Origin of the sequence: Paenibacillus paludis (assembly GCF_042610515.1) — a bacterium.
In the GTDB taxonomy this organism is placed as follows: domain Bacteria; phylum Bacillota; class Bacilli; order Paenibacillales; family Paenibacillaceae; genus Paenibacillus_AQ.
This window is the reverse complement of sequence record NZ_JBGJZP010000014.1, coordinates 89,535-102,966: the sequence shown is the minus strand read 5'-3', so window position 1 is coordinate 102,966 and position 13,432 is coordinate 89,535. Positions and strand designations below refer to the sequence as shown.

Here is a 13,432-nt window from a genome sequence, read left to right as displayed (position 1 = left end):
ACTTCCTTTCTAATGCACACTACTCGGCGCTTCACTGCTAATTTCTGTATGATGTTCAACAAGCGCATGCTGCAGCACCTGATCCATATGGGATACAGGCACAAACTCCACATCGTTGCGTACGCTCTCCGGGATATCCTTGAGGTCGCGCTCGTTGTCCTTCGGAAGAAGGATTTTTTTGTAACCGGCACGGTGAGCAGCCAGCGATTTCTCCTTGAGCCCGCCAATCGGCAGGACCCGCCCACGCAGCGTAATCTCACCCGTCATTGCCACGTCTTTCGATACATAACGTTTAGTCAGTGCTGAGATCAACGCAGTAGCAATGGTGATCCCTGCAGAGGGGCCATCCTTCGGTATTGCACCTTCAGGGATGTGAATGTGAATATCGTTCTTCTCATGAAAATCCGGCTCTAGTCCCAGCTCCTCCGCCTTTGAACGGGTGTAGCTGAAAGCAGCCTGTGCTGACTCCTTCATCACATCACCCAACTGTCCCGTAAGCGTGAGCTTGCCAGTGCCCTGAACAACCGTCACTTCGATCAGCAGCGTGTCGCCGCCAACCTCGGTCCATGCCAGCCCGGTTACGGTGCCGATCTGATCCTCCAACTCGGCCATACCGTAACGGTACTTCGATACACCGAGATAATCCTTGACCTCACCCGGCAGGATACTGACTTGTTTCTTCTCATCGGATACAATCTGCTTTGCTGCTTTGCGGCATAGTGCCGCGATCTGCTGCTCCAAATTACGTACCCCGGATTCCCGGGTGTATTCGCGGACGATCTTCAGCAGGGTGTCGTCTTCAATGGACAGCTGTTCATCCTCCAAGCCATGATTCTTACGCTGCTTCGGCAGCAAATACCGGCTGGCAATTTGCAGTTTCTCCAGTTCTGTGTAACCGGGAATGAAGAGCATCTCCATCCGGTCAAGCAGTGGACGTGGAATATTATGCACTGCATTCGCAGTTGTCACGAACATAACATTCGACAGGTCGAACGGCAACTCGACGAAGTGATCGCTGAACGTATTATTTTGCTCCGGATCAAGCACCTCCAGCAGTGCCGCCGACGGGTCGCCGCGGAAGTCCGCCGCCATCTTGTCAATTTCGTCGAGGAGAAAGACCGGGTTAACACTGCCCGCTGTCTTCATCCCCTGAATGATCCGGCCCGGCATTGCCCCTACATAGGTGCGGCGGTGGCCGCGAATCTCAGCTTCATCCCGCACACCGCCCAGAGAAATGCGCACGAACTTGCGGTTCAGTGAACGGGCAATCGAACGAGCTAACGAAGTTTTGCCGACACCCGGAGGCCCTACCAGACAGAGAATCGGGCCCTTCAGCTTCTTGACCAGCTTTTGGACGGCCAGATATTCCAGCACCCGTTCCTTCGGCTTCTCCAGACCGTAATGATCCGCATCCAGCACCTGCTCCGCCTTCAGAATATCCAAATCATCCTCTGTCGATTCGCTCCAAGGCAGACTCAGCAGCCAATCCACATAGTTGCGGATGACGCTGCCTTCCGCTGAGCTAGCTGGCATTTTTTCCAATCGGTCAATTTCCTTCTCGATTTTCTCCTGCACACGTTCCGGCAGATTCTTTTCTTCCATCAGGCTGCGCAGCTCATCCGCTTCACCGGCCCGGCCTTCTTTTTCACCGAGCTCCTTCTGGATCGCTTTCATCTGTTCACGCAGATAATATTCCTTCTGGGTTTTCTCCATCTGTTTCTTCACACGCTGGTTGATTTTGCGCTCAAGTTCAAGCACTTCACGCTCATTGTTAAGGATATCGAGCAGCTTCTCAAGGCGTTTGCTGACATCAATGGTCTCCAGAATCTCCTGCTTATCCTTAATCTTCAGTGCCAAATGGCTCGTGATGACATCGGCGAGTCTTCCTGGCTCTTCAATATCAGAGACAGCAGCAAGCGTTTCTGGGGTGACTTTTTTGGACAAAGTGATGTAGTGCTCGAATTGGCTCAGTACGGTTCGCATTAGAGCGTCACTCTCCTGATCCACATCCTCCTGCTCTGGCAGCTCGCGCGCCATCACCTCGTAAAACTCCTCATTATCCATATAATGAATAATTTCGGCCCGTTCCACACCTTCCACCAGCACACGAATCGTGCCGTTGGGAAGCTTCAGCATTTGCCGCACATTCGCGACGGTACCGACCCGAAAAATATCTTCTTGTCCCGGCTCCTCAATATTCACTTCCGACTGTGAACAGAGGAGAATCAGGTTATCTTCAACCATAGCTTTTTCCAGCGCCCGAACGGACTTCTCGCGGCCCACATCCAAATGAAGAACCATACTGGGGTACACAAGAAGACCTCTAAGGGGCAATAAAGGAAAACGACGACCTTTTGTTTTGTTTGGTATCATCGCTTTCGCACCTCCCATGGTTCTCAAGTAGTGTCATATGCATTCATTCTAACAAAAGCGGCATCAAAACACCAACAGGCTGCCTTTGAGTGTAACCGTTCTACGTCTTTCCAGCATATCAACGCAGCAATTAGTATTTGCGGCTCCCATGTGGAATATGTCTGTTTGTGGATAAAGCGGACAAAAGGAGCAAGAAATTGTGCTGAAATGTGGAATTCCATAAAAAAGAGCGGCGGGTTTCCCGCCACTCTTTCGCTGTACAGTAACATCTAATTCACATTGCTTAAATTGCGATCAAACTTAATTTTGTAGATTATCTGCACAACCATCGCCCCTAACAAAACACCGGCAGAGTCAATGGCTACGTCATACAGTCTGCCGTCACGTCCAAAGTATAATTGGAGCAGCTCTGTCAGCAGGGCAAAAGCAATGGATACAAGAATACTCATGACGGTGCTCTTACTCCGTCTATAGAACAGGACTGCCAGCACAGCAAATCCTGAGAAATGTCCTATCTTTCTGATGATATACCCGGAGGTATACTTCAAATCCAGCGTCGTCAGTTCGTGGAAATCGGCTGAACCCAGCCAACGGAAAGATGGAACGGTGCCGTTCGCCCAAAAGCTTGAGTCAGAAGCACAGGTGAATACAAGCAACAGAATGGCCCATGCGATAAGCACAACAGTTTTCATTACAAAACCCACTTTCAAATTACAGTGTTTATAGTATCGCAGATTTGTAATCAAAAATCTAATTTTGCATATCCCCTGCAGCGTCAGCCTTAAAGAGCGAAGGTGACGCAGAGAACGTCTCGCCGGAGACTGCCGGCAGCCTCACATCTGCGGTGTCCGCGCCGAACAGGTGACGGAATACCTCTTCCACCGTCTCCACCGGAATGACCCGCAGGGGGGCGAGGTCGGCGAATAAGGATTGCCAGTTTTCTTTCGGAATCAGCACAGTAGTTGCTCCAGCCTGAAAAGCTGCCTCTACCTTGGCGATTACGCCGCCGACTGGCTTCACACGTCCGTGAATCCCGATCTCACCGGTGATGGCAACAGTGTTGTCAACCGGCAGACGGCGGATTGCGGAGACGATGGCAACAGCCATAGCCACTCCAGCGGATGGACCGTCAATCGGCGTACCTCCGGGAAAGTTTACATGCAGATCGTAACGGTCCGGCTCCAAATTCATCGTGCGCAGGACCGTCAGCACGTTCTCTACAGATCCTTTGGCCATACTCTTGCGACGGATCGTACGCGATCCCCCGCCAATCTCTTCTTCATCGACCACACCGGTAACGTTTAGCCGTCCCTGACCGCTAGCAGGTGCAGCCGAAACTTCAATCTCCAGCAAAGTACCCATACCAGGTCCATACACCGCCAGGCCGTTGACCAGCCCTATCTGAGGCGATGAAGGAATCTTGCGTTCCGTCCGCAGCGGCAGCTGACTGCTGCCAGCCACCCATTCCACGTCGGCCGCTGTCAGAGTGTCACGTTGTTCGGTCAAGGCCAACCCTGCGGCGAGTTGAATCATATTGACGGCTTCCCGGCCGTTAGTGGCATATTGCTGCACCACAGTCACAGCTTCCGGGCTGGGCTTCAAGCCAATTTTCTGAATCGCATCACGACCGATCACGGCGATCTCATCAGGCAGCAAAGGACGGAAATAAATTTCCATACAGCGTGAACGCAGCGCCGGTGAAATTTCATCAGGAGAACGGGTGGTTGCTCCGACAAGACGGAAATCGGCTGGCAGACCATTTTGAAAAATATCATGGATATACGCAGGTGTATTGCTGTCCTCGGAATTGTAATAGGCACTTTCCAGCAGCACTTTGCGGTCTTCAAGAACTTTTAGCAGCTTGTTCATCTGAATGGGGTGAAGCTCACCGATTTCATCCAGAAAAAGAATCCCGCCATGCGCCTTGGTCACAGCTCCCGGCTTCGGCTGGGGCACGCCTGCAACCCCCATTGCACCGGCCCCTTGGTAGATCGGATCATGCACTGAGCCAATTAGCGGATCGGCGATTCCCCGTTCATCAAAACGGGCTGTAGTCGCATCAATTTCTGTGAATTTGGCATCACTTTTGAAGGGGGATAGCACATTCTTTTTCGCTTCCTCCATGACGACACGGGCAGCAGCAGTCTTGCCGACTCCCGGAGGTCCGTAAATGATAACATGCTGCGGGTTGGCGCTGCACAGCGCCGCCTTCAGGGCACGCAGCCCATCCTTTTGCCCGACGATATCTCCAATGGAGGCCGGACGCGTCTTTTCCGAGAGCGGTTTGGTTAAAGAAATCATCCGCATCTTCCGCAGCTTATCCAACTCCTTGCGCGACTCACGATCCACCGCCGTCTTATTGGTCTTCTGTCCCCGCAGCAAATTCCAAAAATAAACGCCGATAACCAGCGCGAAAAAGAGCTGCACGATCATCAGCAATATGCTCAATGAGCTTAATTCCATAGGTCATCCTCCCATTTCATTCAGTCTACCTGGTCTATACCGTTGGCTACTACTAGGTAGTATAGCCGTTTCGGTCATTCGTAAACGCAGTGGGGCAGTATTTATGAATAATTAACTAAATTTTGGATAAAAAAATCAGGGGTATGACCGAAGGTCAGATTGACGGGATGGTTATCTGAATTTTATAGCTGAATGTTACAGGAATGAATAAGTGGGTGATGTAGGAAAGGGTATGGGCGGATAAGATCGGTAAGGAGTTGGGCAATCGTAATGAGGGTCAGACGCGGTTCGCCTTCGTGCTAATGCTGCACCTAGGTGCAGGAGAGACCGGATGACTGGCGTTGTTGAGGGTGATCGAGCGTTGCTGCTGACATCTAACTAAGTGTAGCTGCGAGCGCTAGACCGTTGATAAGGATGATGTCTTACGTTGCTGCTGCGGGGTGATATGATAGTTCGTTGATGTGACGTCTTGGCGTAACTGCAGCCACTAGTCGTTGATGCACCACTAAACGTAGCTGTAGCTGTAGCTGTGGGCGATAGTGCTGATGAGGACGTCTTGGCGTTGCTGCGGCCACTAGTCGTTGATGTGCACCACTAAACGTAGCTGTAACTGGGCGATAGTACGTTGATGCAACTTCCTCGAGTAGCCGCGGTCACCAGGCGTTGATATGTACTTCTAAATGTTGCTGCTGCGGGCCATACATGGAGCAGCCTCACAAACTTTTGAACAGACTTTTTACCAAAGGTAAATACTCCCTCTATTTCAAGTGATTTGTTCTATATAGCTGAAATAGAGGGATATTCTCCCTATGTTTTTAAAGATTATTGTGAAATCAGCTTCTCCATTAAAAGTTAGCGGGCAAATTCCCCGCAACTTGTAAGTACGGGCACATCACAGCAAATTTATAGGGTACATTTCCCGCTATCCCGTGAATTTATCTGTTCTTCGCTTACTAAAACCCTCCATCCTATTTCTCCATGTTCGACCACCACTTAGTTGCTGCACTCACTCTACTATTCCCAGTAACTGAGAACATTGCGCGCCAGCTCATACCTTACCCTCCGGACACCATCGCCACGTTTTGCAGGCGTCAGCCAACCTTTTTCACTTATCTTATACAGCATGTGCCGGGCCGTTTTAGGATCGAGTGAGAAATATTCAGCTACATCCTGCGGTCGTACGGTTCCGGCCTGACGGATTACAAAACGCATAATTTCTCTCTCAACCAGCAGCAACTTCTCCACTGGAACAACTGGTGCTATATATCTGCTCAACACCATGCGCAGCAATGTAACACATAATTCAGGACGCCGCTCCACATCGTCGTAGGCAAAGGAGATGACTTGGTAACCCATTGCACACAGAAACGTTTCGCGGTTCAGCTCATTGCTATATTTCTGTCTGTCCATATCCTTTACATGTGCCGCATAACCTTTAATCTCCAACAGGAGTCTGATCGTTCCCGGCAAAAATGCAAAATCAGCAAAATAGGAACGGCCGCGCCAGTCCATGACTTCATATTCCGGATGAAGATCGCAGAAGTCACCACGCAGCGGCCACCATACATTTTGCAGAAATAATGCTTCGGCATGCCGATGCCCCCTCTCCAGCCTCCCCCTTCGCTCTCCGCTCCTAGAATCTAGATGATGCTGAATAAACTCTTCAATATTCGGCTTGTGATTCATATCCGCTAATCCCCCTTTGGTTATACAAAATAAAAAACGCCCCATTTCACCGCCGGATCACCCGTGGTGCAATGGGACGTTTTTCGCCACCTTGCTTGATGCTATAAAAAAATTAGGAACAACTATCTATACTTAGAGGGAAATACGCCCGCTATTATATCCAGAATGCTTGTTTCTCGAGCAATAAAGGGAATACTGCCCTTTAATTATTTCTAAATCTCCGAATCGTCCTAAGATGATTGAATTAAAGGGACGAATTCCCCCTATATTCTTCATTCCCTTGAATAATAACAAATTAACGGGAGTATTTCCCCTTTGTAAATTTAATTAGTGCAATTATAGTATAACCAAACTGCAGAGCAACGAGTTCCAATCAGCAACTGAATGAAGGATGATTAGATAAAAGGAGTCAGCTTGTTCGACTAGTTAGAATAAGTTCTACTATTCTTCCGGAGTACCCACGCCTATAGCAGGAGCCAGTCCGGCATGCTTGCGGCCGGGGATTTCGCCCGTTGCTTCAAAGTGAGCGACAATGATGTCGATCTCCTTCTTCAGTTCGGAGACAAGCTCTGCCTCAGGAACCTTGCGGATCATTTTGCCGTAACGGAACAGCAGTCCCTCACCACGGGCACCGGCGATGCCGATATCGGCTTCACGGGCTTCTCCGGGGCCGTTAACGGCGCAGCCCAGCACCGATACTTTGATCGGTACCTTCAGCTTAGAAATATACTCTTCTACTTCGTTGGCGATGGAGAAGAGATCAATGTCCAGACGTCCACAGGTCGGACATGAGATCAAGGTGGCAGCGTTGGAGATCAGACCAAAAGTCTTGAGCAGTTCACGCGCTACCTTCACTTCCTCGACTGGATCGGCACTGAGCGAGATCCGCACGGTGCTGCCGATGCCCATAGAGAGCAGTGCCCCGATACCTGCCGAGCTCTTCACGGTTCCGGCGAACAACGTGCCGGATTCTGTAATGCCCAGATGCAGCGGATAAGGAATGACTTCTGCCGCCTTGCGGTAAGCCTCAATAGCCATAGGCACATCCGAAGCCTTCAGGGAAACGATAATGTCATGGAAATCGAGTTCCTCGAGAATTCCAATATGATAAAGTGCGCTCTCGACCATGGCTTCCGGAGTCGGATAGCCGTATTTCTCGAGCAAGTGGTTTTCCAGTGAACCGGCATTTACGCCAATGCGGATCGGAATTCCTTTTTCTTTGCAGGCTTTGACTACAGCTTCCACCTTGTCGCGGCGGCCGATGTTGCCGGGATTGATCCGGACCTTGTCGATGCCGTTCTCAATAGCCAGCAAAGCTAGCTTATAGTTAAAATGAATATCCGCTACAAGCGGAATATGAATCTGCTTCTTGATTTCCTTGATCGCAGCAGCCGCTTCTTCATTGTTGACAGTTACGCGCACGAGTTGGCAGCCCGCTTCCTCCAGCCGCAGAATTTCAGCGACCGTAGCTTCCACATCAGCGGTTTTGGTCGTACACATGCTTTGAATAGCAACCTCATTGTTTCCCCCGATAATAACTCCGCCAACATTGACAGGACGGGTCTGGTGTCTCAAGAACATGGTTTTCTCCCCCATAACGATCAAAGCTCCACCCCCACCGCTCCCGCTTTGTGAAGCGGGATAGCGGCAAAAAGGTGGAGTCTGTGAATTGTATTGTTTAATTAGGCGCTTTCTTCCTTCTTCTTGTCTTTCTTGATGCCCAGCTCAGGCAACGCCTTCTCTTGAACGACCTGCTCCGTAATCACGCAGTCCTTGATGTCATCGCGTGAAGGAACCTCATACATCACATCAAGCATAATACTCTCTATGATTGCACGCAGACCACGGGCACCCGTGTTACGTTTGATGGCTTCCTTAGCGATGGCTTCAAGCGCCAGCGGTTCAAATTTCAGCGCGACATTGTCCATTTCCAGCAGCTTGATATACTGCTTGGTGAGCGCGTTTTTCGGCTCGGACAGAATGCGTACCAACGTATTCTCATCAAGCGGCTCTAGCGTGGAGATTACCGGCAGACGGCCGACAAACTCAGGAATGAGACCGAATTTGAGCAGATCTTCAGGCAATACCATGGACAGGTATTCGCCTGTCTTCAGGTCCTTCTGACCTTCAACAGCAGCGTTGAAGCCGATGACTTTTTTGCCGATACGGCGTTTGATCATTTGCTCCAGACCGTCAAAAGCACCGCCAACGATGAACAGGATGTTCGTCGTGTCGATTTGGATAAACTCCTGGTGAGGATGCTTGCGTCCGCCTTGCGGTGGTACGGAAGCTACAGTGCCTTCCAGAATCTTCAGCAGGGCCTGCTGTACACCTTCACCGGAAACGTCGCGTGTAATGGACGGATTCTCGGATTTGCGTGCTACTTTATCGATTTCATCAATATAGATAATACCGCGTTCGGCTTTTTCCACATCATAATCCGCAGCCTGGATCAGCTTCAGTAGAATATTCTCAACATCCTCACCCACATAGCCCGCTTCCGTAAGGGAAGTGGCATCTGCAATAGCAAAAGGAACGTTGATAATCTTCGCCATGGTCTGCGCCAGCAGCGTTTTACCCGAACCTGTTGGACCGAGCAGGAGAATATTGCTCTTCGTCAGTTCAACGTCTTCGATCTTGCTTTGGCTGTTCACACGCTTGTAGTGATTATATACAGCAACGGAGAGCGATTTCTTCGCCTGCTCCTGGCCGATTACGTATTGATCAAGAATATCACGAATTTCCTTTGGTTTCGGGATATCCTTCAGGTCCAGCTCTTCCTCATGGCCGAGCTCTTCCTCCACGATTTCCGTGCACAGCTCGATGCATTCGTCACATATATAAACACCAGGTCCTGCTACAAGCTTACGAACCTGCTCTTGTGATTTGCCGCAAAAAGAACATTTCAATTGCCCTTTTTCATCATTAAATTTAAACATCTTACCACCCCTTTAAGATATGATCGGTGAAGAGAGTACCTGGTCAATAAGCCCATATTCCTTCGCTTCTTCCGCGCTCATGAAGTTATCGCGGTCCGTATCCCGTTCGATTTTTTCAAGGGGCTGACCTGTGCGATCCACATATATTTGATTCAGCTTATGTCTAGTCTTGAGGATCCAGTCTGTGTGAATCCAGATATCGGATGCCTGCCCTTGAACGCCGCCGAGCGGCTGATGAATCATGACCTCACTGTTGGTCAGCGCGTATCTTTTGCCCGGAGCTCCAGCAGTAAGCAACAGCGATCCCATACTGGCTGCCATTCCTACACAAATCGTAGAAACATCGGGTTTGATGTATTGCATCGTATCATATATACCCATGCCGGCTGTCACAGAACCACCAGGCGAGTTGATGTACAGGTGAATGTCTTTTTCGGGGTCATCTGCTGCCAGGAACAACAACTGGGCAATAATCAGATTGGCGACATCATCGTCAATTGCATTGCTCAGGAAGATGATGCGATCCTTCAGCAATCTGGAATAGATATCGTATGACCGTTCTCCCCGACTTGTGGATTCCACAACCATTGGTACCAGACTCATGCCACCAACCTCTTTTCTCTATACAGATTAGTCTTTCCGTTCAGAAATATTTTAACACGTTCAAGGCGGTATGTCATTTTTTCACTGCTGAGGAAATCCGCATTGGTCATGTGCCTGCCATTATAGCGCAATTTCAGACACATTGCCAATCCTCTGTTCGGTTATGTACCTCCAAACACCAGCACCCGATAAAAATAAGGCACGTAACAAACTTACGTGCCTTATCAACTGTCTATGGAGGCCGTACTACTGCTTGGCCGCTCTAGGTAAAATTAAATACTACTCAGCGCTTGTTTCTTCAGCAGCTTCTTCAGTTGCTTCAACTTCCACGCTGCTGGATACGAGCAGTTCAATGGTCTTGCGCAGCGAAATTTCTTCGTTCAAGCTGCTCAGGGAACCGTTAGCTGCAAGGATACTGCGGATTTCTTCAGGAGAACGTTTGAAGGATTCAGCCATGGAAGCGAGCTCTTGGTTCACTTCTTCTTCGGAAACTTCGATCTTCTCTTCCTTCGCGATCACTTCAAGCACCAGGTTGTTGCGGACGCGTTTTTCGGCATCGTCTTTCATTTGGCTCTCAAGATCTTCACGGGTTTGACCGGAGAAGCTGAGGAACATATCCATGTTCATGCCTTGTTGGCGAAGACGGTTGTCGAAATCGCGAACCATGTTTTGAACTTCACTGGCGATCATTGCTTCAGGAATTTCCACTTCAGCATTAGCTGCTGCTTTGTCAACTACTGCAGTTTCACGAACGCCTTTCAATTCTTCCTGTTTGCGGGATTCAAGCTGTGCTTTCAGATCTGCTTTGTATTCTTCCAGTGTGTCGAATTCACTTACATCTTTAGCGAACTCGTCGTCCAGGGCAGGAAGCTGTTTGCGTTTGATTTCATGCAGCTTCACTTTGAATACAGCAGCTTTGCCTGCAAGGTTCTCTGCATGGTAAGCCTCAGGGAAAGTAACTTCTACATCCTTGAAATCACCAGTGGACATGCCTACAACCTGCTCTTCAAAACCAGGGATGAAGGAGTTGCTGCCAAGTTCCAGAGAATGACGTTCTGCTTGGCCGCCTTCGAACTGCACGCCATCTACGGAACCGTCAAAGTCGATTACAGTGATATCGCCATTAGCTGCCGCTTCATCTTCAACAACAACCAGTTCAGCATGACGTTCTTGCAGACGTTTCAGTTCGGCATCCAGCTCTTCTTCAGTAACTTCAGCTTTTTGAACCGGAACTTCCAGGCCTTTGTACTCGCCCAGTTTCACTTCAGGCTTAACAGTGATCTTCGCTTTGAAAATAAATGCTTGACCTTTAGCGAATTGCTCGATGTCTACTTCAGGACGGTCTACCGGGAAAATGTCGGTTTGCTCAACAGCTTCGCCGTAAACTTCAGGAAGAAGAATGTCGATGGCATCCTGGTACAGGCTTTCTACACCAAAACGGGATTCAAAGATCGGCCGAGGCACTTTACCTTTACGGAAACCAGGTACGTTTGCTTTCTTAACCACTTTATTAAAAGCTTTGTCGAGTGCTGCAGCTACGCGTTCTGCTTCTACTTCGACTTCAAGAACTCCAAGGTTCTTCTCTATTTTTTCCCAAGTTGCCTTCATAATATACTTTTCCCTCCAAAAATAGGTTACATGTTTACTTTAAATAATCACGCAATTCACGCACAGAATAACCATTATATTATATACAACATCGCTTTATTTATCAAGTAGAGAACTCTTTACAAATCCTTTGAGAGAACGATAGGCTCCTTCAAATTGAAAGCGCATGCCGCCTGTTATCCCGTACATCCCGCGTGTTTCTTCCTCCTGCCGCGTTCCGTTCAGGCTTTCTGACACCATTTGATGCAGCGCACCCGCCCAAATATCGAGCAGCGCATCCTCTCCGTCCAACAATTTCCGATATTCGGCCGAACCGTAAATCGACATGATAAATTGTCCCCAAAGCTCTTGGGCAAAATAATAAAGTGTAGGCTCATGAACCTCCGCCTGCTCAGCCACCCGTTCCATCACTTGGCTCACCTGCAGCGGGAAATCCTCATTTTGCAGCGGTACCGTCTCAATCTCCACAATCGACGCTTCCTGTCCGCGCATCAGTTTAATGGTTCCCTGTACGCCGCGCCGCCGGAGGGTCTGGAGTGTACGGAATTGCAGCAGCGGATGAACCGTCGCCTTCTCCAGCCAGTCTGTCAGCGTCTCGTCGACATGTCCGCCCTCCAGATAAGAAAGCTGCTCCAGTGCCAGGATCGTCGCTTCGGACAGCGGCTCGTTCATGATACGCTTCAATAACTTATCAGGATAATCCGCATCCTCTTCCTGCTTCGATTTAGCCAGTATGCGGGCCATGTCCTCTTCCTTAAGATCCTGCTCTTCACCGGGAGCGGCATCTTTCGCATCTCCGCCCTGGGCAGCGTATGGAAAGGCCGCCTCCAGCCAACTAAGCAGCGACTGCCATTCCTCGTAGTGCCGCTCTTCCTGACCTTGGCATTGCAGCAAAAAGCGCAGCAGTTCCATCGCTTCCCCGTAACGTTCACTCTCCAGCATCACCGTGAGCTGAATCTGATAGTAATCCAGCGTCTTCGGAAACAGCACGACATTCTCTTTGGCAGGGGAATTCGAATGATTAATGAGGGCACCTCCTTTTCTCCGAACCTTAATCAATTGTAGATTATAGCATATCCCGGCTAGGTTTCAAAAAAACAAGTTGAAAAAGTTATCTATGTATGATAACATAATTTTTGCTTGCTTTTCGCTCAAGCTATTATGTCCCGGTAGCTCAGTTGGATAGAGCATGCGCCTTCTAAGCGCACGGTCGGGGGTTCGAATCCCTTCCGGGACGTCCTTTCAGAAACAGCCTTCCTTCGGGGAGGCTGTTTCTGCGTTCAGGCGAGCGGAGCCCGCTGCGGGCTGGCGCGTCCAAGAACGCGATGCAGTTCGGAATTAGAATGTCGGGAACACGAAGTCAGCTGGACGTTGGCGTGTCCGGCAACGCAATGCCTCCTGACTGGACGTTAGGCATCTAGAATCGTGAAGCCCCCGGGGGTTCGTTTGACGTCTGGAACGACGAGTGAAGCCCGTTGGGGATTCGTTAGACGTTTGGAATGACGAGTGAAGTCTGTTGGGAATTCGTTAGACGATTGGAACGACGAGGGAAGTCCATTGGGTGAACTACCATATCTCTGAATGAAGTCCGTCGGGTGGCTGAGCGACCACAAACGAAAATACTAGTGGTTCAGTTTAGCGGCAACTCGGCTACTGCGGACTCAGGAGACGCTATTTAGTCAATTACCAGACATCCGGGGGAGTCGCGGACTCCAGAGTCGTTATTTAAAAGAAATTAACCTAAATCGGGGATTTCAGCA

The 13,432-nt window shown here is 49.6% G+C and carries 9 protein-coding genes and 1 tRNA gene; 1 reads left to right on the top strand and 9 read right to left on the bottom strand.

The window, feature by feature from the left end:
* Positions 1-9 precede the first annotated feature (9 nt).
* From lon to ACAN56_RS23695, 9 genes are all read right to left on the bottom strand, one after another.
* On the bottom strand, positions 10-2,373 hold the full coding sequence (gene lon / locus ACAN56_RS23735) for an endopeptidase La (protein ID WP_038595817.1): 2,364 nt from the start codon (positions 2,371-2,373) through the stop codon (positions 10-12).
* Between the two features lie 269 nt (positions 2,374-2,642).
* Complete coding sequence (locus ACAN56_RS23730; protein WP_379145972.1) at positions 2,643-3,065, bottom strand: VanZ family protein; 423 nt, start codon at positions 3,063-3,065, stop codon at positions 2,643-2,645.
* Positions 3,066-3,123: 58 nt separating this feature from the next.
* On the bottom strand, positions 3,124-4,836 hold the full coding sequence (gene lonB / locus ACAN56_RS23725) for an ATP-dependent protease LonB (RefSeq protein WP_379145971.1): 1,713 nt from the start codon (positions 4,834-4,836) through the stop codon (positions 3,124-3,126).
* Positions 4,837-5,850: 1,014 nt separating this feature from the next.
* Complete coding sequence (locus ACAN56_RS23720; protein ID WP_379145970.1) at positions 5,851-6,522, bottom strand: DUF559 domain-containing protein; 672 nt, start codon at positions 6,520-6,522, stop codon at positions 5,851-5,853.
* A 441-nt stretch (positions 6,523-6,963) separates the two neighbouring features.
* Positions 6,964-8,103, bottom strand: a complete 1,140-nt coding sequence (ispG, locus tag ACAN56_RS23715) for a flavodoxin-dependent (E)-4-hydroxy-3-methylbut-2-enyl-diphosphate synthase (RefSeq protein WP_076110811.1) — start codon at positions 8,101-8,103, stop codon at positions 6,964-6,966.
* Between the two features lie 101 nt (positions 8,104-8,204).
* Complete coding sequence (gene clpX, locus ACAN56_RS23710; protein ID WP_038595826.1) at positions 8,205-9,461, bottom strand: ATP-dependent protease ATP-binding subunit ClpX; 1,257 nt, start codon at positions 9,459-9,461, stop codon at positions 8,205-8,207.
* 12 nt (positions 9,462-9,473) lie between these two features.
* Positions 9,474-10,064 (bottom strand): ATP-dependent Clp endopeptidase proteolytic subunit ClpP, encoded by a 591-nt coding sequence (gene clpP / locus ACAN56_RS23705; RefSeq protein WP_038595829.1) that lies wholly within the window; start codon positions 10,062-10,064, stop codon positions 9,474-9,476.
* A gap of 279 nt (positions 10,065-10,343) precedes the next feature.
* On the bottom strand, positions 10,344-11,672 hold the full coding sequence (gene tig, locus ACAN56_RS23700; RefSeq protein WP_038595831.1) for a trigger factor: 1,329 nt from the start codon (positions 11,670-11,672) through the stop codon (positions 10,344-10,346).
* Between the two features lie 96 nt (positions 11,673-11,768).
* Positions 11,769-12,662: a hypothetical protein gene (locus ACAN56_RS23695; RefSeq protein ID WP_179091744.1), complete on the bottom strand. Its 894-nt coding sequence runs from the start codon at positions 12,660-12,662 to the stop codon at positions 11,769-11,771.
* Positions 12,663-12,835: 173 nt separating this feature from the next.
* Between ACAN56_RS23695 and ACAN56_RS23690 the strand changes: the two genes are divergently transcribed.
* Positions 12,836-12,909, top strand: a tRNA-Arg gene (locus ACAN56_RS23690).
* The last annotated feature ends 523 nt before the right edge of the window (positions 12,910-13,432 follow it).